The organism is Halobacterium hubeiense, assembly GCF_001488575.1.
In the GTDB taxonomy this organism is placed as follows: domain Archaea; phylum Halobacteriota; class Halobacteria; order Halobacteriales; family Halobacteriaceae; genus Halobacterium; species Halobacterium hubeiense.
In genome coordinates, this window is sequence record NZ_LN831302.1 from 1,368,768 (window position 1) to 1,392,055 (window position 23,288).

General features: G+C 70.9%; 31 protein-coding genes and 1 tRNA gene. 23 read left to right on the top strand and 9 right to left on the bottom strand.

Annotated features, from left to right (window positions below; translation table 11 throughout):
- Positions 1–88 precede the first annotated feature (88 nt).
- Positions 89–2,254, top strand: a complete 2,166-nt coding sequence (locus HHUB_RS07065) for a thioredoxin domain-containing protein (RefSeq protein WP_059056930.1) — start codon at positions 89–91, stop codon at positions 2,252–2,254.
- On the opposite strand, the gene HHUB_RS07070 is transcribed toward HHUB_RS07065, so the two are convergent.
- A complete protein-coding gene (locus HHUB_RS07070; RefSeq protein ID WP_059056931.1) occupies positions 2,251–2,610 on the bottom strand; it encodes a thioredoxin family protein in 360 nt (119 codons plus the stop codon). The genes HHUB_RS07065 and HHUB_RS07070 overlap by 4 nt on opposite strands.
- Positions 2,611–2,700: 90 nt before the next feature.
- Here HHUB_RS07070 and HHUB_RS07075 point away from each other — a divergent pair, with 90 nt between their 5' ends.
- The 3 genes from HHUB_RS07075 (at position 2,701) to HHUB_RS07085 (ending at position 5,942) form a co-directional block, all read left to right on the top strand.
- On the top strand, positions 2,701–3,444 hold the full coding sequence (locus HHUB_RS07075; protein WP_059056932.1) for an ABC transporter ATP-binding protein: 744 nt from the start codon (positions 2,701–2,703) through the stop codon (positions 3,442–3,444).
- On the top strand, positions 3,444–4,868 hold the full coding sequence (locus HHUB_RS07080; RefSeq protein ID WP_059056933.1) for a hypothetical protein: 1,425 nt from the start codon (positions 3,444–3,446) through the stop codon (positions 4,866–4,868). Before HHUB_RS07075 ends, HHUB_RS07080 begins: the two co-directional genes overlap by 1 nt.
- Before the next feature lie 72 nt (positions 4,869–4,940).
- On the top strand, positions 4,941–5,942 hold the full coding sequence (locus tag HHUB_RS07085) for a PLP-dependent cysteine synthase family protein (protein WP_059056934.1): 1,002 nt from the start codon (positions 4,941–4,943) through the stop codon (positions 5,940–5,942).
- Here HHUB_RS07085 and HHUB_RS07090 read toward each other — a convergent pair whose 3' ends face one another.
- From HHUB_RS07090 to HHUB_RS07110, 5 genes are all read right to left on the bottom strand, one after another.
- Positions 5,943–6,395: a DUF5804 family protein gene (locus tag HHUB_RS07090; protein ID WP_059056935.1), complete on the bottom strand. Its 453-nt coding sequence runs from the start codon at positions 6,393–6,395 to the stop codon at positions 5,943–5,945.
- Complete coding sequence (locus HHUB_RS07095; protein WP_059056936.1) at positions 6,392–7,570, bottom strand: tRNA sulfurtransferase; 1,179 nt, start codon at positions 7,568–7,570, stop codon at positions 6,392–6,394. Before HHUB_RS07095 ends, HHUB_RS07090 begins: the two co-directional genes overlap by 4 nt.
- A 182-nt stretch (positions 7,571–7,752) precedes the next feature.
- Complete coding sequence (locus HHUB_RS07100) at positions 7,753–8,019, bottom strand: elongation factor 1-beta (protein WP_059056937.1); 267 nt, start codon at positions 8,017–8,019, stop codon at positions 7,753–7,755.
- 2 nt (positions 8,020–8,021) lie between these two features.
- On the bottom strand, positions 8,022–8,207 hold the full coding sequence (locus tag HHUB_RS07105) for an HVO_2753 family zinc finger protein (protein ID WP_059056938.1): 186 nt from the start codon (positions 8,205–8,207) through the stop codon (positions 8,022–8,024).
- A gap of 59 nt (positions 8,208–8,266) precedes the next feature.
- The gene (locus tag HHUB_RS07110; protein WP_059056939.1) at positions 8,267–8,836 is read right to left on the bottom strand and encodes a DUF2391 family protein; all 570 of its coding nucleotides are present in this window, start codon (positions 8,834–8,836) and stop codon (positions 8,267–8,269) included.
- Between the two features lie 72 nt (positions 8,837–8,908).
- On the opposite strand from HHUB_RS07110, the gene HHUB_RS07115 reads away from it, so the two are divergent.
- The 6 genes from HHUB_RS07115 to HHUB_RS07140 all read left to right on the top strand — a co-directional run bounded on the left by HHUB_RS07115 (position 8,909) and on the right by HHUB_RS07140 (position 12,937).
- Entirely contained in the window at positions 8,909–9,130 is a 222-nt protein-coding gene (locus tag HHUB_RS07115) for a hypothetical protein (protein ID WP_059056940.1), read from the top strand.
- A gap of 61 nt (positions 9,131–9,191) precedes the next feature.
- Positions 9,192–10,025: an NOP5/NOP56 family protein gene (locus HHUB_RS07120; RefSeq protein WP_059056941.1), complete on the top strand. Its 834-nt coding sequence runs from the start codon at positions 9,192–9,194 to the stop codon at positions 10,023–10,025.
- Positions 10,022–10,651 carry a fibrillarin-like rRNA/tRNA 2'-O-methyltransferase gene (locus HHUB_RS07125; protein ID WP_059056942.1) on the top strand — a complete coding sequence of 210 codons (630 nt, stop codon included), beginning with the start codon at positions 10,022–10,024 and terminating at the stop codon, positions 10,649–10,651. The genes HHUB_RS07120 and HHUB_RS07125 overlap by 4 nt, the downstream gene beginning before the upstream one ends.
- An 84-nt stretch (positions 10,652–10,735) precedes the next feature.
- Positions 10,736–11,845, top strand: coding sequence for a glutamate--cysteine ligase (locus HHUB_RS07130; protein ID WP_059056943.1), 1,110 nt, complete (start codon positions 10,736–10,738; stop codon positions 11,843–11,845).
- 75 nt (positions 11,846–11,920) lie between these two features.
- Positions 11,921–12,421 (top strand): winged helix-turn-helix domain-containing protein, encoded by a 501-nt coding sequence (locus HHUB_RS07135; protein ID WP_059056944.1) that lies wholly within the window; start codon positions 11,921–11,923, stop codon positions 12,419–12,421.
- A 39-nt stretch (positions 12,422–12,460) separates the two neighbouring features.
- Positions 12,461–12,937 (top strand): phosphopantetheine adenylyltransferase, encoded by a 477-nt coding sequence (locus HHUB_RS07140; protein ID WP_059056945.1) that lies wholly within the window; start codon positions 12,461–12,463, stop codon positions 12,935–12,937.
- A gap of 1 nt (position 12,938) precedes the next feature.
- Here HHUB_RS07140 and HHUB_RS07145 read toward each other — a convergent pair whose 3' ends face one another.
- Positions 12,939–13,247, bottom strand: coding sequence for a transcription initiation factor IIB family protein (locus HHUB_RS07145; RefSeq protein ID WP_059056946.1), 309 nt, complete (start codon positions 13,245–13,247; stop codon positions 12,939–12,941).
- 149 nt (positions 13,248–13,396) lie between these two features.
- Here HHUB_RS07145 and HHUB_RS07150 point away from each other — a divergent pair, with 149 nt between their 5' ends.
- From HHUB_RS07150 to HHUB_RS07190, 10 genes are all read left to right on the top strand, one after another.
- On the top strand, positions 13,397–13,777 hold the full coding sequence (locus HHUB_RS07150; RefSeq protein WP_238323936.1) for a hypothetical protein: 381 nt from the start codon (positions 13,397–13,399) through the stop codon (positions 13,775–13,777).
- 39 nt (positions 13,778–13,816) lie between these two features.
- Positions 13,817–13,900, top strand: a tRNA-Leu gene (locus HHUB_RS07155).
- A 481-nt stretch (positions 13,901–14,381) separates the two neighbouring features.
- Positions 14,382–14,531, top strand: a complete 150-nt coding sequence (locus tag HHUB_RS17055; protein WP_169793399.1) for a DUF7837 family putative zinc-binding protein — start codon at positions 14,382–14,384, stop codon at positions 14,529–14,531.
- A gap of 85 nt (positions 14,532–14,616) precedes the next feature.
- Positions 14,617–15,213: a TetR/AcrR family transcriptional regulator gene (locus HHUB_RS07160; protein ID WP_059056947.1), complete on the top strand. Its 597-nt coding sequence runs from the start codon at positions 14,617–14,619 to the stop codon at positions 15,211–15,213.
- Entirely contained in the window at positions 15,213–16,685 is a 1,473-nt protein-coding gene (locus HHUB_RS07165; RefSeq protein ID WP_059056948.1) for an MATE family efflux transporter, read from the top strand. Before HHUB_RS07160 ends, HHUB_RS07165 begins: the two co-directional genes overlap by 1 nt.
- A 42-nt stretch (positions 16,686–16,727) precedes the next feature.
- The gene (locus HHUB_RS07170; RefSeq protein ID WP_059056949.1) at positions 16,728–17,336 is read left to right on the top strand and encodes a hypothetical protein; all 609 of its coding nucleotides are present in this window, start codon (positions 16,728–16,730) and stop codon (positions 17,334–17,336) included.
- A complete protein-coding gene (locus HHUB_RS07175) occupies positions 17,333–18,688 on the top strand; it encodes a hypothetical protein (protein ID WP_059056950.1) in 1,356 nt (451 codons plus the stop codon). Before HHUB_RS07170 ends, HHUB_RS07175 begins: the two co-directional genes overlap by 4 nt.
- Positions 18,689–18,773: 85 nt before the next feature.
- Positions 18,774–19,586, top strand: coding sequence for a diadenylate cyclase DacZ (dacZ, locus tag HHUB_RS07180; RefSeq protein WP_059056951.1), 813 nt, complete (start codon positions 18,774–18,776; stop codon positions 19,584–19,586).
- A gap of 1 nt (position 19,587) precedes the next feature.
- Positions 19,588–20,364 (top strand): mechanosensitive ion channel domain-containing protein, encoded by a 777-nt coding sequence (locus HHUB_RS07185; RefSeq protein WP_059056952.1) that lies wholly within the window; start codon positions 19,588–19,590, stop codon positions 20,362–20,364.
- Positions 20,361–20,924, top strand: coding sequence for a hypothetical protein (locus HHUB_RS07190; RefSeq protein ID WP_059056953.1), 564 nt, complete (start codon positions 20,361–20,363; stop codon positions 20,922–20,924). Before HHUB_RS07185 ends, HHUB_RS07190 begins: the two co-directional genes overlap by 4 nt.
- Here HHUB_RS07190 and HHUB_RS07195 read toward each other — a convergent pair.
- Positions 20,921–21,436 (bottom strand): acyltransferase, encoded by a 516-nt coding sequence (locus tag HHUB_RS07195; RefSeq protein ID WP_059056954.1) that lies wholly within the window; start codon positions 21,434–21,436, stop codon positions 20,921–20,923. The two genes, HHUB_RS07190 and HHUB_RS07195, sit on opposite strands and share 4 nt — an antisense overlap.
- 88 nt (positions 21,437–21,524) lie before the next feature.
- Between HHUB_RS07195 and HHUB_RS07200 the strand changes: the two genes are divergently transcribed.
- On the top strand, positions 21,525–21,737 hold the full coding sequence (locus HHUB_RS07200; RefSeq protein ID WP_059056955.1) for a helix-turn-helix domain-containing protein: 213 nt from the start codon (positions 21,525–21,527) through the stop codon (positions 21,735–21,737).
- Here HHUB_RS07200 and HHUB_RS17060 read toward each other — a convergent pair.
- Complete coding sequence (locus tag HHUB_RS17060; RefSeq protein WP_169793400.1) at positions 21,734–21,901, bottom strand: HEWD family protein; 168 nt, start codon at positions 21,899–21,901, stop codon at positions 21,734–21,736. The genes HHUB_RS07200 and HHUB_RS17060 overlap by 4 nt on opposite strands.
- Before the next feature lie 102 nt (positions 21,902–22,003).
- Between HHUB_RS17060 and HHUB_RS07205 the strand changes: the two genes are divergently transcribed.
- Both HHUB_RS07205 and HHUB_RS07210 read left to right on the top strand, forming a co-directional pair.
- Positions 22,004–22,969, top strand: a complete 966-nt coding sequence (locus HHUB_RS07205; RefSeq protein ID WP_059056956.1) for a Gfo/Idh/MocA family protein — start codon at positions 22,004–22,006, stop codon at positions 22,967–22,969.
- 120 nt (positions 22,970–23,089) lie between these two features.
- Entirely contained in the window at positions 23,090–23,281 is a 192-nt protein-coding gene (locus tag HHUB_RS07210; RefSeq protein ID WP_143416372.1) for a hypothetical protein, read from the top strand.
- Positions 23,282–23,288: the final 7 nt, after the last annotated feature.

A 23,288-nucleotide genomic window follows, 5' to 3' on the forward strand; every position in this document is an offset into this window, starting at 1 on the left:
CCCCTACTCCGCCAGCGTGTTGTACGCGTTCGTGTATCGGGCGTGCCGCGAGAGTGGGTTTTACCCGCCGGCGCGCCCTCGTTGGGGTATGTCCGACCCCACCGCGCGGAACCGGCTCGACGAGACCGCGAGCCCGTACCTCCGCCAGCACGCCGACAACCCCGTGCACTGGCAGCCGTGGGACGAGAAAGCGTTCGAGGCCGCCCGCGAGCGCGACGTCCCCATCTTCCTCTCCATCGGCTACTCGGCGTGCCACTGGTGTCACGTCATGGAGGAGGAGTCCTTTTCCGACCCCGAGGTCGCCGAGGTGCTGAACGAGCACTTCGTCCCCATCAAGGTCGACCGCGAGGAGCGCCCGGACGTCGACTCGCTGTACATGACCGTCTGTCAGGCCGTCCGCGGTGGCGGCGGCTGGCCGCTGTCGGCGTTCCTCACGCCCGAGAAGGAGCCGTTCTACGTCGGGACGTACTTCCCGAAGGAGGCCGAGCGAAACCAGCCCGGCTTCCTCCCGCTGACGAAGCGCGTCGCCAAAGAGTGGGACCAGAACCGCGACGAGCTGGAGGAGCGCGCCGACCAGTGGATGAGCACCGCGCGCGGCGAACTGGAGTCGCTGCCCGACCCCATCGAGGTCGGCGACGAGAGCCCGCTGCTCGCCGCCGCGGACGAACTCGCGCGCGCCGCGGACGGCGACCACGGCGGGTTCGGGCGCGCGCCGAAGTTCCCGCAGGCCGGCCGCGTGAGCGCGCTGCTACGCGCTCACCATCGAGAGCGAGGTGACGGCGAGATGGGGACGCGCTACGGCGACGCCGCCCGGCACGCGCTCGACGCGATGGCCGACGGCGGCCTCTTCGACCACCTCGGCGGAGGCTTCCACCGCTACTGCACGGACGCCGACTGGACGGTGCCGCACTTCGAGAAGATGCTGTACGACCAGGCCGCGCTCGCCGAGTTGTACGTCGACGGCTACCGGCTGTTCGGCGACCAGCGGTACGCCGACGTGGTCGACGAGACGCTGGCGTTCGTGGACCGCGAACTCGGCCACCCCGACGGCGGCTTCTACGCGACGCTTGACGCCCGCAGCGCGCCGCCCTCGAATCCCGATGGTGACCACGAGGAGGGCGCGTTCTACGTGTGGACGCCCGACGAGGTGGCGGACGCGATTGGCGAGTACGCCGGCGAAGCGCCCAGCGACGAGTCGGACGACTTCCTCGCGGACGTCTTCTGCGCGCGATACGGCGTGGACGCGGCAGGGAACTTCGAGGACGGGCAGACGGTGCTCACGGTGTCCGCGACCCTGTCCGAACTCGCGGACGACTTCGAGCGCTCCGAGGGCGAGATTGCGAGCGCGCTCGACGCCGCAGCGGAGCGCCTGCGCGTGGCTCGCGAGGACCGGCCACGGCCTGCGCGCGACGAGAAGGTGCTCGCAGGCTGGAACGGCCTGATGGCGCGAGCGTACGCGGAAGCCGGCCTCGCGCTCGACGACTCGTACGCCGAGCGCGCCGCCGACGCAATCGAGTACGTCCGCGGGACGCTGTGGGACGGCGAGCGATTGTCTCGCCGGGTCATAGACGGGGACGTCGCCGGCGTGGGCTACGCGGAGGACTACGCGTACCTCGCGGCAGGCGCGCTCGCGACCTACGAGGCGACCGGCGACCACGACCACCTCGGGTTCGCGCTCGACCTCGCGGACGCCCTGCTCGCGGAGTGCTACGACGCGGAGACCGGCGCGCTCTACGAGACGCCCGAATCCGTCGAGGACGTGGGCGTGCGCTCGCAGGACGTGGCCGACGGGCCGACGCCGTCCCCCGTCGGCGTCGCCGCCGAAACCCTGCTCGCGCTGGACGCGTTCGACCCCGACGCGGGCTACGGGGACGCCGCGGGCGCGATGCTCGAACGGTACGGCGGCCGCGCGGAGACCACGCCGACGAGCCACGCGACGCTCGCGCTCGCCGCCGATACCCGCGCCGAGGGGCTCCTGGAGGTCACGGTCGCCGCGGACGCGCTCCCCCGCGAGTGGCGCGAGACGATTGGGGCGTCGTACCTCCCGCACCGCCTACTGACCGTTCGGCCGCCCGCGGAGTCCGGGCTAGCGGCGTGGCTGGAGGACCTCGGACTCGGGGACGCGCCGCCGGTGTGGGCCGAGCGGAGCGCGGCCGACGGCGAGCCCGCGGCGTACGTCTGCCGGCGCGCGTGCTCGCCGCCCGTGACGACGACCGCAGAAATCGCGGAGTGGCTCGCGGAGTTCCGCGCCTAGAGCTGCTCGGCGAGGTAGACCGCCGGCGAGACGCTCTCCTCCTCGACGAAGCGCGCGAGCTCCTCGCCGTCGCGCTCGATGATGATGGTCGGGATGAGTTCGATGCCGTACTCCTCGACCTTCGGGCCGTACTTCTCGCCGTCCTCGCGCTCGACGGGGTACTGCTCGACGTTCTCGACGCCCGCGGCGTCCAGCGCGGCCGCGAAGTCCGGGAGCTGGCTGCGGCAGTCGCCGCACCAGTCGGCGCCCCAGACGTGGACGGTCACGTCGTCGCCGAGGCTCTCGAACGCTTCCACGACCTCCGGGTAGGACTTCGCGTCCCACGCCGGGTTCGGCTCCATCGTGTTCAGGCTCATAGCTATCAGTTGGCGTGGCGCGGGCAAAAGGCTCGCGCTCGCGGCGACGGCCCCACAGACTCATTTGCGAGCACGTACCAGTCCGCGGTGATGAGTGTCATCGAGGCCGACTCCCTGCGGAAGGCCTACGGGGACGTGCGGGCCGTGGACGGACTCGACCTCGCGGTCGACCGCGGCGAAGTGTACGGGTTCCTCGGGCCGAACGGCGCCGGGAAGACGACGACCATCGAGATTCTGACCGGCCAGCTCCGCCCGGACGGCGGCCGCGCGGCGGTGTTGGGGACGGACCCCGCGAACGAGCCCGTCGAGACGCGGCGCCGGGTCGGCGTCCTTCCCGAGCAGCAGACGCCGCCGAGCTTCCTCACGCCCACGGAGTTCTTCGAGTTCGTCGGGCGCGTGCGCGGTCTGGACGACGAGACGGTGGCCGAGCGCGTCGAGGAGTGGAGCCAGCGCCTCGGATTCGCGGCGAAACTGGACACGCTGTGCGCGGACCTCTCGCGGGGCCAACAGCAGAAGGTGATGCTGACGCAGGTGTTCGTCCACGAGCCCGACGTGGTGGTCATCGACGAGCCGCTGGCGAACCTCGACCCAATCGTCCAGGAGCAGGTCAAGCGCTACCTCCGGTCGTACGCCGAGGACGGCAACGCGGTGTTCCTCTCGACGCACAACATCGACGTCGCCGAGGACGTCTGCTCGCGGGTCGGAATCGTGACGAACGGCCGGGTCGTCGCGGAGCGCGACGTCGCCGACACCGAGACTGACCTGCTGGACGCGTTCCTCGACGCCGTGGAGGGCGCGGACCCGCGGGACACGCCGGCGGGCGGGGTGCAGTGATGGCGTCGAGGACGTGGCTGGTGTTGCGCGCGATGGCCCGCGAGGAACACCGCCTGCACGCGGCGCTGTTCGGCGGCCAGCGCTTCGGCGCGGTCCCCGTGTTCGTCGCGGTCGCGAGCGCGGCGACCGTCGGCGCGCTCCAGTTCACCGGCACGGACGCGGCCGCAATCGCGGACGGCGCGCGCGTGCTCGCGCTCGCGTTCGGCCTCTACACGGGGACCGCCGGACTGGTCGGCGACGACCTCCTGGAGCGCGCGCTCGGCGAGACCGAGGTGCTGCTCTCGACGGCGGGCTACCTGCCGCTGTCGCGGCGCCGGCTGCTCGGCGCGTTCCTCGTGAAAGACGCCGCCTACTACGCGGTGTTGTTCTTGCTACCGATTTGCGCGGGGTTCGCGCCGCTGGTCGCGACGGGCGCGCTCGCGCCGGCGGCGCTGGGCTCGCTGTGGGTGTCGCTTTTGGTCGCGTTCGTCGTCGGGATGGTCGCCACGTTCGCGGCCATCGCGGCCCGCACGCGCGGCGTCCCGTCGTGGGCGCTCGGTGTCGTCGTCGCCGGCGGCGCCGGAGCGGTCTGGGCGACGGGGAACGCGGCCGCCGCGTGGAACGCCGTCGTCGCCACCAGTTTCCTGCACGCGCTCGCGGTGCTGGCGGCCGCGCTCGCCGCCGGCGCCGCGGCGCTCGCCGTCTACGTCCCGACGCACCGCGACCCCGCCGAGACCCGACCGAACCAGTTCGGGCCGCTCGCGGACGCCATCGGCGACGAGAACGGGCTCGTCGCGCGCACGCTGTTGGACCTCGCACGCTCCAGCGGCGGCCTCCTCAAGCCCGTCGTGTCGGCGGCGATTCTGCTCGCGCTCGCGGCGTTCCTCGTGGACGTCGCCGCGCGCATCGTTGGCGTCACCCCGAAGCCCGGCGTCTTCTTCGGGACCGTCCTCGCGCTGAGCGCGTTCACGACGTACAACTGGCTGACGCAGTTCGACAGCGTCGAGGAGTACCTCCTGTTGCCGGTGTCGGTGCCGGCGGTGTTCCGCGCGAAGCGCACCGCGTTCCTGCTGACCGGGCTCCCCACGTCGGTGGCCGCCTACGTCGTCGTGCTCGCCATCTACGACGTATCGCTGGTGGACGCCGCCGTCGGGCTGGCGCTGCTCGGCGGGCTCTCGGTGTACCTGTTCGGCGTGACGGTCGCGCTGGCGGGCTTCGACCCGAACGAGTTCCTCTTCGACGTCCGGCGGTTCGCGCTGTTCACGGCCGGCGTCGCCGTCCCCCTCGTCCCGGTGCTACTGGTCGCGTTCGCCACCGTCTCCGGCCCGATTTCGGGGGCGTACGCCGGCACGCTCGTCGCCGCCAGCGCCGCCCTCGCCGCGGTCGGGGTGGGCCTCTCGCGGCGCGCCGGCCCGCGCTGGGCGGCCGTCTACGCGGCCGGGTAGGCCGGTGTCGAAGGCGGCGAGGACTGACGGTGCCCGCCACACGTTTAGTGGGGGACTACCTAGACGTGGCTAATGAAGGACAGCATCCTCGAAGCCATCGGGTCGCCGCTGGTCCGCGTCCCCGCTCCCGAGGGCGCGACCGTCGCGGCGAAACTCGAGGCGTTCAACCCCGGGGGGTCCGCGAAGGACCGGCCCGCCCGAGAGATGGTGCTGGCCGCGGAGCGCGAGGGCCACGTCTCGCCGGGCGACCGCCTCGTAGAGGCCACCAGCGGGAACACGGGCATCGGCCTCGCGGTCGTCGCTGCCGCGCGCGGCTACGACCTCACCATCGTGATGCCGGCGTCGATGTCCGAGGAGCGACGCCGCCTGCTGCGCGCGTACGGCGCGGACCTCGAACTCGTCGAGGGCGGCATGGAGACCGCCAACGAGCGCGCCGACCGGATGGCCGCCGAGGACGGCGGGTTCCGCGTCAGCCAGTTCGAGAACCCCGCGAACCCGCGGGCGCACTACCGGACGACCGCCGAGGAGATAATCGACCAAGTGGAGGGCCGCGAGATAGACGCGTTCGTCGCCGGCGTCGGTACCGGTGGGACCATCACGGGCACCGCGACCCGGCTCAAGGAGGAGTACCCCGACATGGAGGTCGTCGCGGTCGAACCCGAGGAGAACGCCGTGCTCTCGACCGGCGAGTCCGGCGACGACGACTTCCAGGGGATGGGACCGGGGTTCGTCAGCGACCTCCTCGACCGCGACCTCATCGACACCGTGGAGCGCGTCGCCGTCGAGGACGCCGAGGCGACCGTCCGCGAGCTCGCGCGCGAGCAGGGCATCCTCGTCGGGCAGTCCAGCGGCGCCGCCTACGTCGCCGCCGAGCGCGTCGCCGAGCGCATCGCCGAACCCGGGCTGAACTGCCCGGAAGCCGACTTCGACGCCGCCGACCTCGCGGACGCCGGCATCGACGAGGACGCCCTCGCCGACGGCGGCACGCCCGACTACGACGACTGCCCGCTCGTGGTTACGGTGTTCCCGGACTCCGGCGAGCGCTACCTCTCCGCGGGCGTCTTCGACGCCTGATTACGCCTCGAACTCGGCTTCTGTCACGCGCACGACCACGGTCTCCTCGACGTCCCGGAGGTCGTAGTCGGGACGCTCGCCCTGCACGCGCGTGACGTACATCGGCTCGACGAGTTCGCCGTCCTCCACGCCGTAGACCTTCAGCCGCGCGTCCGTCTCCGGCGCGCGCACGTCCCCGTCCCGGACGGCCGCGGCGAGGTCGCGGGAGAGCCACTCGTCGTCGGCCACGGACGGTTCGAGGACGAACGCCTCCTCGGCGAGCCGGACGAGATACCAGTTCAGGTCGTTCAAAAGCGACACCGCGGCGCCGAGGCTCACGGTGTCCACGGCGACCGTGTTCTCGTACGGCGACCTCACGTCGTAGGTCGCTAGTGCGCGCCGCGCGGTTTCGTACGCGAACAGCTCCGTGCGAAGGTCCACCTCCGGCTTGCCGACGATGCAGACGCGCGTCACGCCGGCACCCCCTCCGAGACTTCGATGCCGTCGGCGACCGCGTCGGCCCACGCGAAGAGGTCGTCGGGTTCGTCCTTGCGGACGCTCTCCATGGACGCGGCCGTCAACGGTTGGTTCGGCGCGAGGCGCTCGCAGCCGACGTTCAGCGTGGAGTCGCGGTACGTGCCGACCTCGCGGGCGCGAGCGATTATCTCCTGCTTGTCGAGCGCGAACAGCGGCCGGTGGACCGGGAGGTCGGTGACGCGGTCTACGACCGCGAAGTTCGCGGCGGTCTGACTGGACTTCTGCCCCAGCGACTCACCCGTGACGACGCCGACGGCGCCGACCTGTTCGGCGAGCCGTTCGGCGACCCGGTACATGAACCGGCGGTACGAGAGCATCCGCGTGCGACCGACCTCGTCGCCGAGGCGTTCGACCGCGTCGCCGGCGTCGGCCACGCGCAGCCGCAGGTCGAAGTTCGGCGCGTACGCCGCGAGGTTGCGCGCCGTCTCCTCGGCGCGGGCGCGGTGGTCGGGGCCGCCGTACGGCCCGAGGTCGAGGTACAGCGGGACGACCGGCGAGCCGCGCTTCATCGCCTCCCACGCCGCGACCGGCGAGTCGATGCCGCCGGAGACGAGCGCGACCAGCGGCTTCTGCGTGCCCAGCGGCATCCCGCCGGGGCCGTCGCGGTGCTCCACGAAGACGAACGCCTCCTCGTGGCGGACCTCCACGGAGAACGTGACGTCGGGGTCGTCGAGGTCGACTTCCGGTCGGACGTCCTGCTCGACGGCGTGCCAGACGGCGTCCCCGCCCTCGCGGTTGACGTCGTGGCTGCCGAAGTCGTGGTCGCCGACGCGGCGGGCGTCCACGGCGTACGCGCCGCCGTCGTAGCACTCGCGGGCGGTCAGCGCGAGCGCGCCGCGAATCGAGCGCAGCTCCGCGGGCACCGAGAGCGCGGGGCTCGCGGAGACGACGCCGAACGTGTCGGCGGCGGCGTCCGCGGCGGCGTCCGGGTCGGGCGTGCGCACGAGCAGGCGGCCCCACTCGCGTTCGACGTCGCCCGGAATCCCGCGGTCGTCGAGGATGGCTTGGAGGTTCTCGCGGAGCCGGCGCTCCATGTCCGACTGCACCGAACTCGACTTCACGCCGACGTCGCCGTGCCGGACGACGACGGCGTCCGCACCGGGCGGTAGCATGGTAGCAGGAAGCCGACCCGGCAGTAAACACCTATCGCCTGCCGGCGGAGAACACTCGCAGACCGGGGGGTCCACCGGGGCGACGCGCACCGAGAACGCGGTCGCCAGCGGCTCCGGACTCGGACGTGGTGAGCGGCGGAATTACGGAAGAACAGCGCGTTCGCCGAGCGAACTGCGAGCGCTTAGATGCGGCCGACTTCCTCGACGCCGACGCTCTCGACGTCGTCGACGTTCGAGAAGGCCTCCTCGACGGCTTCCGTGCCGCCCGCGTCGTCGGGCACGATGACCGTCGTGAGGAGCGCGGTGAGGCCGAACGCGACCTCCTCGGTCTCGACGCCGTTGATCTTCGCGCCCTCGGGGAGGGACTCCGAGAGGCGCTCCTCGAGGTCGTCGAGGTCGACGTCGGGGCTCTCCGGCATGACCTTGAGGACGGCGGCGACCTTCCCCATCGTTACGGCCCCCGGAACCCGCAGTCGGGACACTCGTAGAGGTTGCTCTGCTTGCGGCACTTCGCGCAGCGGTAGATCTGCTGGCCGCAGTCCGGGCACTTGAACGCGGCGGCGGTCGTGCCGGAGATGTTGATGCCACAGGACACGCACTTGCGCGCCCGTTTGGCTTCGGTTTCGGTTTCGCTCATACGTTGTTTTGCGCCCGGACGCGTTTTAACCGTTGTCTTTCGGCGTCGCCGACCGGTAGCTAGCTCCCGGGGAGGATGTCGCCGAGGGCGGCGCCGATGGCCATCGGGAGGAGCGCGACGGCGACCGTGGACGCGGCGAGCATCGGGTCCGTCCACGAGATGCGGCCCCACGCGGTCAACAACAGCGTCGCCGTGACCGTGGACGCGCCGAGGACGCCGACGAGGCGGCGCGGGATGACGCCGAGAATCGGGTCCGCGACGCGGACGTCCTGGAACTGCGCGACGTACAGCAGGCCGTAAACGATGACGACGGTGCTTGCGAGGCTCCCCACGAGCAACGGGAGGTGGCCGGCGAGAAACTCGCCGGCCTCGTTGGTGCCGCCTTCGACGGCCATCGGGATGCCGAACAGGAGGCTTCCCAGCAGGGCTTCCGCGAGATCGTTGGCGTCGAAGCCGTAGATGACGCGGCCGAACGTCCCCTCGGGCTGCATGTCCGTCGCCATCTCCTTCACTTCGCGGAGCTGTTGGCGGGCTTCGTCGTCCTCGACGTGGTCGTCTAAGTCTTCGAGTTCGTCGAAGAGGTCCGAGAAGTCCCTTTGGCTCTCGGACGGTCCCGGTGGTGCGCTCATGTACGACGACACAGCCGCCCGGAACTTAAAACGGCCAGCAGTATCTTGGGCGGGGCGTTCGACGGCTCGCGCATGACCGAACAGCCACCGGAGTACCCGCACCCGAACGAGCTGAAGAAGGGACTGCACGTGGTCATCGAACAGGGACACGGCAAGGAACCCATCGAGGGCGAAGTCGGCGCGGTGCTCGGCGAAGCCGACCCGGAGGGCGCGCGCGTGAAACTGAAGTCCGGCGCCGAGGGCGTCGTCCGCCGCATCGAGCCCAGCGGGGGCGGCGGTCCGCAGCCGACGTGAGGGGCGGCGGTGCTGACGCCACACGAGTGGGTTTAACCCCGCGCGGCCGGTACGCCTGCACATGACTGAACAGGGGTGGTTCGTCGGCGTCGAGCCCGGCGACGCCGCCGCGATGGGCGAAGCCGTCCGCGAAGGCGAGGCGGACGCGCCCGCGGACTGGCCCGAGCGGGCCGTCGACGCGGGGTTCGCCGACGACGCCGACGAGTACTACGAGCTGCTGCGGGACGCGACGCTGGCGGGGACGCGGGCCGCCGTCCGCGAGCGCGAGGCCGCCGACGACCAACAACTGATTCACGCGGTGCGCGCGGCCGCGGACCTCGCGGACGCCGCCAACGAGCTCGCCGAGCGCGGCACGGAGTGGGCGGGCAGCGTCTTCGCGGACGTGGACAGCGGCGTCGAGGGCGCGCGCGAGGTCGCGGAGCGCGAGCCGGAGAACGCCACCGAGGAGCGCGCGGTCGCGCTCTGCGAGCGCGTCGCGGGCCTCGCCGACGAGCGCGACGATGTCCGCGAGTACGTCGAGCGGCAGGCGCCGACGGTCGCGCCGAACCTCTCGAACCTCGCGGGGCCGATGCTCGCCGCGCGCCTGATTGCGCTGGCGGGCGGCCTCGACGACCTCGCGAAACAGCCCAGCGGCACGGTGCAGGTGCTTGGCGCGGAGGACGCGCTGTTCGCGCACCTCCGCGGGCATGCGCCGTCGCCGAAGCACGGCGCCATCTACACGCACGACTACGTGCGCAACACCCACCCCGAGCACCGGGGGTCGGCGGCGCGCGCACTGGCCGGGAAGCTCTCTATCGCCGCGCGCATCGACCACTACTCGGGGGACCTGCGGCCCGAGTTGCGGGAGGAGCTGGACGAACGCATCGAGCGCATCCGCGCTCGTGATACGGAATGAGTCTCCCAGAGGGCGTCCAGCGCCGCGAGTTCGATGGCGAGGAAGTGCTCGCGACGCGCGGCGAGCCGGTGTACGGCGAGCCCGTCGTCGAGGGGTGGCGGCGCTGGGACGCGTCCCGCTCGAAGCTCGGCGCGACGTTCGCGCACGGCCTCGACACGGGCCTGTCCGGCGGTGACGGCGTGCTCTACTTGGGCGCGGCGAACGGGACGACCGTGAGCCACGTCGCGGACTTCGCGGGCCCAACGTACGCCGTCGAGTTCGCGCCGCGGCCCGTCCGCGACCTGCTCGGCGTCGCCGAGGACCGCGGGAACCTCTTCCCGCTGCTGAAGGACGCGCGCAAGCCCGAAACGTACGCCCACGTCGTCGAGTCCAGGCTGGATGCCATCGTGCAGGACGTGGCGACGCGCGGGCAGGCCGACGTCGCGCTCGCGAACCGGCAGTTCCTCGCCGACGACGGCCGGTTCGTCGGCGCCATCAAGGCGCGCAGCGAGGACGTCACGCGCGAGCCCGAGGCCGTCTTCGAGGACGTGTTGGAGCGGCTCCGCGAGGGGTACGAGGTGCTCTCGACCGACCGGCTGGAGCCACACCACGACGACCACCTCGCGGTCGTCGCGACGCCGAAGTAGCCGCGATAGGTCGAGGGGGAGACACCCGGTAGCTCCGCCGACTTCCAGAACTATTTACGGCCGCCACGGGTAACTCCCGCCAGCATGGACGTGGGTTCGCCGGAAGCGTTCGCGGAACTGGGGACGCTCGGCGTCGAGGAGGAGTTCTTCGTCGTCGGCGAGGACGGCGTCCCGACGGCCGGCACCGACCGGCTGGTCTACGAGGCAGAGCCGCCGGAGCTGCTGGAGGGACGCCTCGACCACGAGCTGTTCAAGTTCGTCGTGGAGACGCAGACGCCCAAGCTCGACGGCCCGGGCGACGCCGCAGACGCGGTCCGGGACGTGCGGGCGGCGCTGGTCGCGCACGCCGAGGCCAACGGCTACCGCATCGCCGCCGCGGGCCTCCACCCGGGCGCTCGCTGGCGCGAACACGAGCACGCCGAGAAGCCCCGCTATCGCTCCCAGCTCGAACGCATCCAGTACCCACAGCACCGCAACACGACCGCCGGCCTGCACGTCCACGTCGGCGTGGACGACGCGGACAAGGCGGTGTGGGTGGCGAACCAGTTGCGCTGGCACGTCCCCGTGATGTTGGCGCTGTCGGCGAACTCGCCGTTCTGGAACGGCTTCGACACGGGGCTGGCGTCGGCGCGCGCGAAAATCTTCGAGGGGCTCCCGAACACCGGGATTCCCACCGAGTTCGACTCCTACGCGGACTTCGACCGCTTCGAGCGCCTGATGGTGGAGAACGGCGCCATCGAGGACCGCGGGGAACTCTGGTACGACGTGCGCCCGCACTCCGGGCACGGCACCGTCGAAGTCCGGGCGCCCGACGGGCAGGCCGACCCCGAGACGGTGCAGGCGTTCGTGGAGTACACGCACGCGCTCGTCGTGGACTACGCGAAGCGTTACGAGGACGCCGCCGAACCCACGGTCACGGACGTCTTCGGGGACGGCGACCCGAGCGGCGCGCTCCGCCGCGAGGTCTTAGACGAGAACAAGTGGCGGGCGACCCGACACGGCCACGACGCGGCGTTCGTCCGGCGGGACGCCGGCGGCGAGGTGTCGCTGGGCGAGGTCGTCGAGCGCGAGTGCGAGCGCCTCGGCGTCGCCGGCATCCGGGACGTCTACGAGGCGGAGTCGGGCGCGAGCGCGCAGCGCCGGCTGCTCGCCGAAGCCGGGGAAGCGGCGCTGTACGAGTCGCTGGTCCTCTGAGTGGTACCGGGCGAGCCCGCGGGGGGCGAAGAGCTTTTCATCCACACGTCGCTTTTGACCCGAACGAGACGACGCATGTCCGAGGACACTACCGACGAGACAGCGGGGGAGGACCAGTCGCCGCGGGACCGACTCGGGGAGGAGAAAGAGCGCGCCGTCGCGGGCTTCGACCAGGGGGTCGTCGACATCCTCTCGTGGGTGCTCGACACGGAGACGCGGGCGCGCATCTTCGTCTACCTCCGCCAGCACCCGTGGAGCACCAGCGAGGAGGTCGCCGACGGCACGGGGCTGTACCCCTCGACGGTCCGCGAGGCGCTCGCGGAGCTCGCCGAGGAGGACGTCGTCGAGCGCCGCAAGCGTCAGAGCGAGGGCGCCGGCAACAACCCCTACGAGTACACCGCCATCGCGCCCAGCGACCTCGTGGGCGGCGTCGTCGGCCGCGTGCAGGACGAACTCAACACCGTGTTCAACCTCGACGCGCACCTCGGCAGCGAGGACGCCGACGCCGCCGACGAACCCGTCCGCATCGAGGTCGAAGCCGCCGACGACGGCGACGAGGACGAACAGCGCTCCTGAACCCAAACTGGTAAACGCGGCGGGGTCTTCCGCCGGCGTATGAACGTCGCCCTCGGTGGGACGTTCGACCCGATTCACGACGGCCACCGCAAGCTCTTCGAGCGCGCGTTCGAACTCGGTGACGTCACCGTCGGGTTGACCAGCGACGAACTCGCCGCACAGACGCGCAGCGTCGACCGCGCGGTCCGGCCGTTCGAGGAACGCGAGCAGGACCTCCAGGACGAACTCGCGGCCATCGCCGGGGACTACGGCAGCGAGTTCGAGGTGCGGAAGCTGGAGGAGCCCACCGGCATCGCCACGGAGCCCAAATTCGACGTGCTCGTGGTCTCGCCGGAGACGAAGGCGACGGGCGAGCGCATCAACGACATCCGCGAGGAGCGCGGCCACGACCCGCTGGACATCGAAGTCGTCGACCACGTCCGCGCCGAGGACGGCGACATCATCTCCTCGACGCGCATCGTGCAAGGAGAAATCGACGAACACGGCAACATCACGCCCGACCGCGACGGCCGCTAGTCTACCACGTGGGCGCGTCGAACCCGGCTTCCTCCAGTAACTCCTTCCACCGCTGCTGGATGGCGAGCCGGGAGACGTCGGCGGCCTCGGCGACCGCGGTCTGGGAGCGCTGGTCGCCCGCGATGAGCGCGCCCGCGTAGACGCTGGCCGCGACGACCGCGGGCTTCGACCGCTCCTCGCCCGGCGTCGCCGACAGGAAGAGGTCTTTGGCAGTCGTCTTCGCTTCCGCGTCCAGTTCCAGCTCGCCAGCGACGCTGTCGAGGTCGTCCAGCCACCGTTGTTGGTCGAACTCGTCGCCCGCCCGGTACATACCCCTCCCTTCGGCGCGCCGCACGTAAATCTTCGCCGGCGAACTCGGGGCAAATCGAGTGAATCCGGCGCGACGGTCTCGACGCTTGAAGGGCCGGGCGGACCTCGTGGCGACCACCGATCCCACCGCTCGCGCTCGCAGTCGCGTTCGTGGAACTGTTCGCCGGAACGCCCGCGCAGGCCGGCCCCATCGACGACTCCGTGGTCGTGTTCGCGGGGAGCCTGCTCGTCGGCGGCGTCGCCATCCACGTCGCCGCCAGCTACGTCGCCGGCGCCGGCGAGTACGGGGACGCGGTCCTCACCGCGCTGTTCGGCGCTATCGCGTGGGCGCTCCTCGACGGCGTGCCGCTGGTCGGCGGCCTGCTCGCGCTCGTCGCGTGGGTCGGCGTCATCAAGTGGCGCTACCCCGTCGGCTGGACGCGCGCCGCCATCATCGGCGTCGCCGCGTGGGCCGTCGCAACCGTCGTGCTCGCCGCGCTCACGCTCGTCGGCGTCGGGTCGCTCGACGCGCTCGGCGTCCCCGGGACGTAACGCAATTCTCATTTGCCTGCCTCGGATACGTCGGAGTGCGCGCGGGTAGCCAAGCCAGGAAAAGGCGTAGCGCTTAGGACGCTATCCCGTAGGGGTCCGCCGGTTCAAATCCGGTCCCGCGCACTGACTGAGTTTTCGAGCGAAGCGAGAAAACGAAGGAGGGAGCAGGCACGGATTTGAACCCTGGAAGACGAGCGTAGCGAGTCTTCCTTCGGTTCAAATCCGGTCCCGCGCACGTACCTTTTTGCGCCTCGGGCGTCCTCGCTCACTCCGCTCTCACGGCTCCCGCTGGTCGCCGTTCGAGTACTCCGAGGCCTCCCGCTGGTCGGCCTCGCGCTCGCTGCGGGCACCGCTCGGCGCAAAAATCTACGCTAAAAAGGCTGAACGCTCGGCTCCGCCTCGCGTTCAGTGAATCGCGCTCACTGCGTTCGCGCGAATGCTCGACAGCTAACTCTCACTCCTGAAGTGAGCGAGCATTTCTCGCAACGGTTCAAATCCGGTCCCGCGCCTCTGGAGCGTGAACGAGGGACACCGCTCCAGTTCCACTTTCAGTCCGGTTGGGTCGCCTTTTTGCCGTGACGCGGCGTGTGCATGGAGTGAAGCTATGTCTACGGAATCCCAGTTGCTCGGCGCGTGCCCGGAGTGCGGGGCGGCCATCCCGCCGGGCGCGGTGCTCGTGGAGTACGAGCGCGACGACGGCCCGGTGGTGTACGCGGAGTGTCCGGAGTGCGTGGAGCCGGTTCACCCAAGTTAGTGGTTCTCACGCGTAGTTAGCGGCACGCGGCTTCGTGCTTCCGAACGCTTTTGACTGAATAGTCAGTAAGTCCGGTAAGACCAGTATGGCGGCGCAACCGACCGACGAGATTCTGGAGGCGACGTATCGCGCGCTCTGCGAGCACGGCTACGCGGACCTCACCGTGCAGGACATCGCGGACAACTCCGAGAAGAGCAAGGCGACGATTCACTACCACTACGACAGCAAGCACGACCTCTTCGAGGCGTTCCTGGAGGACCTCTACGACGACTACACCGACCACGTCGACGACGTCTCCGGGGAGACCCACCGCGAGCAGTTGCTCGCGCTCGTGGAGTTCTCGCTGGCGGAGGGCGGCGACGTCCCCGGCATCGACTTCCGGACGGCGATGCTGGAAATCAAGGCGCAGGCGCCCTACGACGAGGGGTTCCGGGAGCGACTCACTGACTTCGACGGCTACCTCGCCGACCGCATCGAGTCGGTCGTCGCGGCCGGCGTCGAGGCCGGCGAGTTCCGCGACGACGTGGACCCCGAGACGACCGCGGAGTTCCTCGTGACGACCATCAAGGGCGCGCACACGCGGCGCGTCTCCGTGAACCACCCGCTGGACCGGATTCGGGAGACGCTCGCGGAGTACGTCGAGACCCGTCTGGTCGCCGACGGCGCCGAGGTGACGGCCTGATGGGGCTGCGGAGTAGCCTCGCGGCCGCGTTCAAGGGCCCCGAGGAGTTCGACCTGACGTCGGGCGGCATCGGGAAGCCGCTGTTCTTCCTCGCGATGCCCATCGTCGTCACGAACCTCTTCCAGACGGCGTACAACCTCGCGGACACGTTCTGGCTCGGCCAGTACAACACCGACGCCCTCGCCGCCATCAGCTTCGCGTTCCCGATGGTGTTCCTGCTCATCTCCCTTGGCATGGGCATCTCGGTGGCCGGCAGCGTCCTCGTCGCCCAGTACACCGGCGCCGGCGAAGAGCGACAGGCCGAGTACGCCGCCTCCCAGACGGTCACGTTCGCGGTCCTCGCGTCGCTGCTGTTGGGCGGCGTCGGCTACTTCTTCGTCGGGGACTTCCTCTCGTTGATGGGCGCGTCCGCGGACGTCCTCCCGCTGGCGTCCAGTTACATGGAGGTCGTCGCGCTCGGGCTGGCGGCGATGTTCGGGTTCGCCGTGTTCATCGCGCTGATGCGCGGCTACGGGGACACCATCACGCCGATGCTGGTGATGTTCGGGTCGGTCGTGCTGAACATCGTCATCGACCCGTTCCTCATCTTCGGGTGGACCGTCGTGGAGAACGCGCCCGTCGTCGGCACGGTCGCGTTCCCCGAGATGGGGATTCAGGGGGCGGCGGTTGCAACGGTCTCTTCGCGCGCGCTCGCGCTCGTGGTCGGCCTCGCCATCATGTTCCGCGGCAACCGCGGCATCGAAATCAACCTCCGGGACATGGCGCCGGACTTCGGGTACCTCCGGCGGCTCGCCCGCATCGGCGTCCCCGCGTCCATCGAGGGGACGGGGCGCGCGCTCTCGATGAACCTCCTGCTGTTCATCGTCGCGACGTTCTCCGACCCCGTGGTGGCCGCGTACGGCATCGGTACGCGGGTGTTCTCGGTCATCGTGCTCCCGGCCATCGCCGTCGCCCGCGGCGTCGAAACCATGACCGGGCAGAACATCGGGTCCGGGAAGCCCGACCGCGCGGAGGCCGCCGCGGCCCTCGCCGCGAAAGTCCTGTTCGGCCTCCTCACGGTGGTCGGCGTCCTCGTGTTCCTGGCGCCCGAACCCATCGTCTCCGTGTTCGTCGGCGCCGGCCAGGAGAACGCCGACCAGGTGGTCTCCATCGGCGCGGAGTTCCTCCGGTACGTCGCGCTCACGTTCGGGTTCATCGGCATCATGCGGGCGTACACCGGGAGCTTCCGCGGCGCCGGGAAGACGCTGACCGCGGCCGCCATCTCCGTGCTGACCCTCGGCGTGATTCGCTTCCCGGTGGCGTGGGTCTCCGCGGAGTCGCTGGGCGAGACCGGCATCTGGCTGTCGTTCGCGGTCTCGAACGTCGTCGGCGCCGCCATCGCCTACCTGTGGTACCGGCGCGGCACGTGGCGCGACGTCGACCTCACGGACTCGGAGGTCGCCGGCGCGGACGCCGCCACGACCGACGACTAGCGACCTGCACTTCTTTCGGGAGGCGCGTCGAACCCACCGTCGATGCCCGATTGGTCTCGCCGACGTGCCCTCCACGCACTCGGAACGGCGACGGCGGTAGCGCTCGCTGGGTGTAGCAGCAGCGACGACGACGGTTTCGAGGAGCCGCCCGGCGGCGGGCGGGGCGACCGAGTAACCGACTACGAACTCCGAACCGTGCGCGCGTCCGCCGCCGAGCCCGTGTTCTGGAAGGGCGAGCGACCCGCTGACGGGGAACCGTCGGTCGGCGGCCACGCGTACGTCGCCACCGAGGACGACCTCGCGGACGTCTCGTTCGGTGACGGCGGGCCGGCCGAGGAGCTGGAGGCGTTCGTGCGCGCGACCGACTACGGCTCGGAGTCCGCGCTCCTCCAGCAGCGGCCGGTCCGGGAGTGCTACGACCTCCGCTTCCGCGGCGTGTGGCGGGAGGATGACGGCTTCCAGACGTCGTTCTGTTCGTACCTGCGACCCGCGGACGTGGCCTGTTCGAGCGGCGACAGGCAGACCGTCGCGGTCGCCATCCGGTTCCCGTTCGTCGAGGACGACGTCACGTCGATGGGGTCGAGCTGGAGCAGCAGCTGCGATAGACGCCCCGACCCGGTCGTCGCCGACAGCGGGGGTGACGAGTCGTGACCGAGCGGAGCCGGCGCGCGTTCCTCGCGGCCGCGGGGAGCGCCGCGCTCGCGACGACGGCGGGGTGTTCGGACCTGCCGGTCGTCGGGGACGACAACGGGGGCGTCGAGTACGACACCGAGCGGTTGCAGTCCGTCGCCGAGCCGGACGCAGAGCCCGCGTCGCCGACGTACCCCGGTCCCGTCCCGGACGCGCTCGCGGCCGACCACTACGAGCGCGGCCGCGAACTGCTCGCCGCGGTGCCGGCGGAGCCGGAGATTCCGAACGAGGCCGTCGCGGAGGAAGTCGCGGCTGACCGCGCGGGCGTCGCCGACGCGCTCGCGGACCCACCCGGGGACGTCGCCACGCTCGACGCGCTGGACGAGTGGCGCCGCGACCGCGCGGAGGCCGCCGAGGTCCGGGGTGCCTACGCGGCCGCGACCGGAACCATCGACCCCGAGGCGCTGCGGGAGCGCCGCGCGGCGGTGCGCGAGGACCTCCACGCGTTCCGCGGCGACTGGGCGTACGAGGCGCAGAGCGTCGTCGAAGCGGTCGTCGTCCACGAGCGGCTGGAGCTGCTCGCGCGGGACGCCGAGAACGCGTTGGTCGCCGAGCAGCGGTTCCCGGACGACCCGAAGCGCGCGGTCTCGACGGTGGGTTCGCTGGTCCGCGGCGTGGAGGCGGCGAGCGCGAACGTAGCCGACGCCGCCGCGCTGCGGGACGCCTACCGGGAGTCGTCGATGACCAGCTACCGGGACGCCGTCGCGACCGCCGCGTCGCGGTTGCAGGCGGTGACACTGTCCACGCGGCGCCGCGTCGCGCCGTACGTCGACGCCGAGGCCGAACCGGCGGACTTCGACCGAGAAATCACTGACACGCCGGCCGAGCGGTTGTTCAGCCGGGCGGCGCTGGACGCACGGACCGCCGTGGAGACCACCGAGTCGGCGTTCGGCCGCGACGAGTACGCGCAGGCGGTGACCCGCAGCGGCCGCGCGCTCGTCGCACTCGTGGCGCTCGAAGCCGCCGTCGAGGCAATCCGGGACGGCGAGTACGGGATGCCGTCCTCGACGGAGGCCGTCGTCGAAGCGCGCCAGCGGGCCGTGGACGCGCTCGAAGCGGTCGCCGCGGGGCCGCTGGCCGACCGCTTCGCGTGGCAGGCGCGACAGACGTTCGACGACGCCGACCACGAACTCGGCGGCTACCGCAACTACGAGTACGACGACGACCACCCGGACCGCGACGACGTCCGGGACGCGGTCGCGAACTACGCGCTCGTCGCTCACGCCGCCGACGCGGTCGCGACCGTCGCCGAGCGCGTCCGCGACGAACTGCGGGCCGCGGCCGGCGAGGACGGCGACTCCGGGTCGGCGTGAGGCCGGCGAATCACGGCAGGCGACTGTCAGACGGGCGGACGACGGGCGCTAACCTTTTTGCGCGTGGGGCGGCTTCCTCCAGTAAATGGCCAGGCCACCGGAACTCCTCGAGGACGTGCTCGACGGCATCGACGCGTTGCTCGTGTTCTCGCCGAGCGGCGCGTACTACGACCGCGTGAAAGACGTCGAAGGTGCGGACGTGGTGGTCGTCGCCACGGAGAACGCCGTCGGCGCGGAGACGTTCGTGGAGCTGCCGCTGGCGTTCGAGGACGTCAAAGAGCGCATCCGGTTCGGCATCGAGGGCGCGCTCTCGGAGGGCGTCGTCGAGGACGGCGACGCGCTCGGCTGTGCGGCGCCGCTGTTCGGCGACGACGTCGACATGGTCGCGCGCACGAAAGTCGACGAGTCCCGTCACTCCGGCATCTACGACCTGTTCGCGAACTCGCGGGCCGAGCCCGGCGTCATCCGGGACGTCTTCGAGGTCGCCATCGAACTCGGGAACAAGGGACAGAAGGGCGAGCCCGTCGGCGCGCTGTTCGTCGTCGGGGACGCCGGGAAGGTGATGAACAAGTCCCGGCCGCTCTCCTACAACCCCTTCGAGAAGAGCCACGTCCACGTCGGCGACCCCATCGTGAACGTGATGCTCAAGGAGTTCTCGCGGCTGGACGGCGCGTTCGTCATCAGCGACTCCGGGAAGATCGTGAGCGCGTACCGCTACCTCGAACCGGGCGCGGAGGGCACGGACATCCCGAAGGGACTGGGCGCGCGCCACATGGCCGCGGGCGCCATCACGCGGGACACGACCGCGGTCGCCATCGTGCTCTCGGAGTCCGACGGCCTCGTGCGGGCGTTCAAGGGTGGCGAACTCGTCCTCGAACTGGACCCCGAGGAGTACTGACATGCAAGTCGACTTCAGCCAGGTACTGGACCCCGACTTCCGGTACGTGCTCGCCGTCGCGGTGCTGTTCGCGGGACTGATTCTCGGCTACCTCGTCGGCCGCGTGAACGAGCGCCTGCTGTTGGCGCTGGGCGTCGACGACGCCGTCGAGGGGACGAGCATCGAGCGGATGGCCCACGACGTGGGGTTCTCGACGGTGTCGCTGCTCGCGCGGCTGACGTCGTGGATAATCTACGCGTTCGCGGTGCTGGTGGCGCTGGAGGTCGCGAAGCTCACCGTCCAGGACGCGGTCTGGTATCCGGTCGTCGGCTTCCTGCCGTCCGTGGTCATCGCGGTCGCGGTGCTGTTCTTCGGCGTCATCGCGGGCGACAAGGCGGAGCTGTTCGTCAGCGAGCGCCTGCGCAGCGTGAAGGTGCCGGAGATGTCGATTCTCCCGAAGATCGTGAAGTACAGCGTGTTGTTCGTCGCGGCGCTGGTCGCGCTCTCGCAGGTCGGCGTCGCGATAGACGCGCTGCTGGTGTTGCTGGCGGCGTACGTCGGGGCGCTCGTCCTGTTCACCGTGGTCGCCACTCACAAGCTGTTGACGTCGGCGGCGTCGGGCGCCTACCTCCTGTTGCGCCAGCCGTACGGCATCGGCGACCGCGTCGCCATCGGCGAGCACGAGGGCATCGTACAGGAGGTGAACGTGTTCGTGACGCGCGTGGAGGACGACGGCCGGGAGTACGTGCTCCCGAACCACCTCGTGTTCGACCGCGGCGTGGTCGTGGTCCGCGAATGAGTCTGGTGGCTTCGGCCGCGACGGTCGGGACGTGGGCCGTGCTGACGGCCGTCGGGTACGCCGCGGTCGCCGGCGACGACCGCCGCGAGTGGGCGCGCGAGCACGGGGCGCGGGCGGCGCTGTGGCTCGGCGCGCTCGCGAGCGTACTGGTGGCCGTCGCCGCGGGCTCGTTCTCGGTGTACGAGCAGGCGGGCGTCTACGTGCTCGCGGTCGCGGGCGTGGTCGGCTACGGCGCGGGCGTCACGGCGGCCGCGGGCGCGGCCGGGCTGGCCGACGCGGCGGCCGGCGACCGGGCGACGCTCGCGCGCCGCCTGCGGGCGTTCTGGTACGCGTCGGCGGCCTACTTCCGGGAGGCGCGGGCGGCGTTCGTGCTGGCGTTCGTGGCGTTCGCGCTGGCCGCCGTCGTCGCGGGCGTCTCCGTCGACCCCGTGTTGCGTGCGGTCGGCTCGTTCTCGGTCGGCGGCGCGTTCGCGAGCCTCACCGCGCTCGCCGCGACCGGCGTGTTCGTCCCGGGGAGCTACGACGAGGAGGCGGCCGAGCGCGTCCGCGCGACCCACTAGCGGTCCAGCGGTTCCGCGGGGACGCCGGCGACGGTCTCGCCGTCGGGGACGTCTTCGACGACCAGCGAGTTCGCGGCGACCTGCGCGTCCTCGCCGATAGTGACGCCAGGGAGGACGACTGCACCGGCGCCCACCATCGCGCGGTCGCCGACGACGACCTCGCCGGTGCGGTACTCGTCCTGGAGGAACTCGTGGCACAGCAGCGTGGCGTCGTAGCCGACGACGGCGTCCTCGCCGACGGTGACCAGTTCCGGCCAGAAGACGTCGGGCGTGGATTCCAGCCCCCACGCGGCGCCCGCGCCGACGGTCACGCCGAGCCGGCGCAGCAGCCAGTTCTTCGCGCGGAGGCTCGGGCAGATGCGCGCGAGCACGACGACGACGTAGTTGAGCGCGACCCGCAGCGGGTGTTTGGCGTCCGGCCACTGCCACAGGGAGTTTCGGGGGCCGGGCGTCGGATTCCGGTCGAGGCGGTCGTGGCGCGACACGCTCGCGGGTTCGCGGGCGGTCGCCATGAACCTACGTGTTCCCCGCAGCGCCGCCGGTACGACTACTGTCGAAGGTAGGATTTATTATCGTCGAACTACAGTCGGCAAACGACGAATGTCTACTCGACAGCTGCCGACTGGGGTGGAGTCGCCGCGCGGGAAGCTGGTCTACCTCTACCTCTCGACGAACGAGAGCGCGACGCTGGACGAACTCCACGGCGAACTCGACGTGCCGCGCATCACGCTGTACAGCGTGCTCAAGACGCTGCGCAGCCGCGGCGTCGTCGAGCAGGACGGCGACAGCTACGTCGCGACCCGTCCGCTCTAGGACTCCTCGACGGGCGTGAACGTGCCCGTGACGTCCCACGAGTGGACGCAGTAGACGTCCCCGACCTCGTCGTCCACGCGCCAGTTCCCCGTCTCGTCGTCCCAGCGCTCCGAGCGCCCGCACTCCGTGCACGTGCGCTCTCTCGGGGCTCGAATCTCGGTCATCACGCGTACGCAGTCGGCCCGCCGGCTTGAGTGTTCTGTCCGCGACGATTTCGACAGCCCTCGGTCCAAACAGTTACGGCGTCGGCGACTCGCGTCTGCGGCATGCAGTTCGGCATTCTCTCCACGGCGAACATCGGCGACGAAGCGGTCGTCCCCGCGATTGCCGCCACTGACCACGAGGTGCGCGCAGTCGCGTCCCGGAGCGCGGACGCCGCGGCCGCGTACGCCGACCCTCACGGCATCCCCGAGACGTACGACTCCTACGACGCCCTGCTGGACGCGGACATCGACGCCGTCTACGTCCCGCTCCCGAACGGCCTCCACGCCGAGTGGACGAAGCGCGCCGCCGACGCCGGCCTCCACGTCCTCTGCGAGAAGCCGCTGGCGTCCGGCGCCGAGGAGGCCGTCGACGTCGTCGAGCACTGCGCGGACGCCGGCGTCACGCTGATGGAGGCGTTCATGTACCGCTACCACCCGCGGACGGTGCGCGCCGTCGAAGTCGCGCGCGAGGAGCTCGGCGACCTCCGCCACGTCCACGCGGAGTTCAGCTTCCAGCTCGGGGACGGCCCAGACGTCCGCCTCGACCCCGACCTCGCGGGCGGCGCGCTGATGGACGTCGGCTGCTACCCCGTCAACGCCGCGCGCACGTTCCTCGGCGAGCCCGCGCTCGTCTCCGGCCACACCCACGACCGCCGCGACGCGGGCGTGGACACCGAGGTCGCGGCGACCTTCGAGTTCGACGACGGCGCCACCGCCACCATCGAAGCCGGCTTCGAGACCGGGCTCCACCAGCGCTACCGCGTCGAGGGCACGGACGGCTGGCTGGAGACAGAGGCCGCGTTCAACCCCGGTCAGTCCGAGACGGTGCTGCGGTGGGGGACCGACGAGAAGACCGTCGAGGAAACGTTCGACCCGGCGGACGCTTACGTGCGCGAAGTCGAGCACTTCGCGGCCAGCGTGGACGCCGGCCGCGACCCGCTGACCGACGGCGAGGAGGCCGTCGCGAACATGCGCGCCATCGACGCCATCTACGAGTCGTCAGCGACCGGCGAGACGATTCCGCTGTAGTCGCGGCGTCGCCGTTCGTGACTGCAGGCGAGCCGGCGCGCGGCACGCAGGAGCGAACCCGAACGACTGCCGTTCACCGAACTCATGGACCGAGAAACTACGACGTCGGCCGTCTCGACGGTGGTGAAGTACGTGGGGATGTTCGCAGTGGCGAGACTCACGGCGGGCGTCGTGCTCGCCATCGTTCCCCAGTCGTATTTCCACCGGCCCACCGTGCTGTCCACGTTCGCGGAACTCGCGCTCGTCGTGGCCTCGCTATACGTGGGGCTGGTAGCCGTGAACAGAGTCGAAGCAGCCGTGTTCGAGGACTGAGTGCCTC

Bases quoted from the DNA above. Each gene is read 5' to 3' on its own strand.
- HHUB_RS07065 (WP_059056930.1), top strand. From the start codon at position 89: ATGTCCGACCCCACCGCGCGGAACCGGCTCGACGAGACCGCGAGCCCG.
- HHUB_RS07070 (WP_059056931.1), bottom strand. From the start codon at position 2,610: ATGAGCCTGAACACGATGGAGCCGAACCCGGCGTGGGACGCGAAGTCC.
- HHUB_RS07075 (WP_059056932.1), top strand. From the start codon at position 2,701: ATGAGTGTCATCGAGGCCGACTCCCTGCGGAAGGCCTACGGGGACGTG.
- HHUB_RS07080 (WP_059056933.1), top strand. From the start codon at position 3,444: ATGGCGTCGAGGACGTGGCTGGTGTTGCGCGCGATGGCCCGCGAGGAA.
- HHUB_RS07085 (WP_059056934.1), top strand. From the start codon at position 4,941: ATGAAGGACAGCATCCTCGAAGCCATCGGGTCGCCGCTGGTCCGCGTC.
- HHUB_RS07095 (WP_059056936.1), bottom strand. From the start codon at position 7,570: ATGCTACCGCCCGGTGCGGACGCCGTCGTCGTCCGGCACGGCGACGTC.
- HHUB_RS07100 (WP_059056937.1), bottom strand. From the start codon at position 8,019: ATGGGGAAGGTCGCCGCCGTCCTCAAGGTCATGCCGGAGAGCCCCGAC.
- HHUB_RS07105 (WP_059056938.1), bottom strand. From the start codon at position 8,207: ATGAGCGAAACCGAAACCGAAGCCAAACGGGCGCGCAAGTGCGTGTCC.
- HHUB_RS07110 (WP_059056939.1), bottom strand. From the start codon at position 8,836: ATGAGCGCACCACCGGGACCGTCCGAGAGCCAAAGGGACTTCTCGGAC.
- HHUB_RS07115 (WP_059056940.1), top strand. From the start codon at position 8,909: ATGACCGAACAGCCACCGGAGTACCCGCACCCGAACGAGCTGAAGAAG.
- HHUB_RS07120 (WP_059056941.1), top strand. From the start codon at position 9,192: ATGACTGAACAGGGGTGGTTCGTCGGCGTCGAGCCCGGCGACGCCGCC.
- HHUB_RS07125 (WP_059056942.1), top strand. From the start codon at position 10,022: ATGAGTCTCCCAGAGGGCGTCCAGCGCCGCGAGTTCGATGGCGAGGAA.
- HHUB_RS07130 (WP_059056943.1), top strand. From the start codon at position 10,736: ATGGACGTGGGTTCGCCGGAAGCGTTCGCGGAACTGGGGACGCTCGGC.
- HHUB_RS07135 (WP_059056944.1), top strand. From the start codon at position 11,921: ATGTCCGAGGACACTACCGACGAGACAGCGGGGGAGGACCAGTCGCCG.
- HHUB_RS07140 (WP_059056945.1), top strand. From the start codon at position 12,461: ATGAACGTCGCCCTCGGTGGGACGTTCGACCCGATTCACGACGGCCAC.
- HHUB_RS07145 (WP_059056946.1), bottom strand. From the start codon at position 13,247: ATGTACCGGGCGGGCGACGAGTTCGACCAACAACGGTGGCTGGACGAC.
- HHUB_RS17055 (WP_169793399.1), top strand. From the start codon at position 14,382: ATGTCTACGGAATCCCAGTTGCTCGGCGCGTGCCCGGAGTGCGGGGCG.
- HHUB_RS07160 (WP_059056947.1), top strand. From the start codon at position 14,617: ATGGCGGCGCAACCGACCGACGAGATTCTGGAGGCGACGTATCGCGCG.
- HHUB_RS07165 (WP_059056948.1), top strand. From the start codon at position 15,213: ATGGGGCTGCGGAGTAGCCTCGCGGCCGCGTTCAAGGGCCCCGAGGAG.
- HHUB_RS07170 (WP_059056949.1), top strand. From the start codon at position 16,728: ATGCCCGATTGGTCTCGCCGACGTGCCCTCCACGCACTCGGAACGGCG.
- dacZ (WP_059056951.1), top strand. From the start codon at position 18,774: ATGGCCAGGCCACCGGAACTCCTCGAGGACGTGCTCGACGGCATCGAC.
- HHUB_RS07185 (WP_059056952.1), top strand. From the start codon at position 19,588: ATGCAAGTCGACTTCAGCCAGGTACTGGACCCCGACTTCCGGTACGTG.
- HHUB_RS07190 (WP_059056953.1), top strand. From the start codon at position 20,361: ATGAGTCTGGTGGCTTCGGCCGCGACGGTCGGGACGTGGGCCGTGCTG.
- HHUB_RS07195 (WP_059056954.1), bottom strand. From the start codon at position 21,436: ATGGCGACCGCCCGCGAACCCGCGAGCGTGTCGCGCCACGACCGCCTC.
- HHUB_RS07200 (WP_059056955.1), top strand. From the start codon at position 21,525: ATGTCTACTCGACAGCTGCCGACTGGGGTGGAGTCGCCGCGCGGGAAG.
- HHUB_RS17060 (WP_169793400.1), bottom strand. From the start codon at position 21,901: ATGACCGAGATTCGAGCCCCGAGAGAGCGCACGTGCACGGAGTGCGGG.
- HHUB_RS07205 (WP_059056956.1), top strand. From the start codon at position 22,004: ATGCAGTTCGGCATTCTCTCCACGGCGAACATCGGCGACGAAGCGGTC.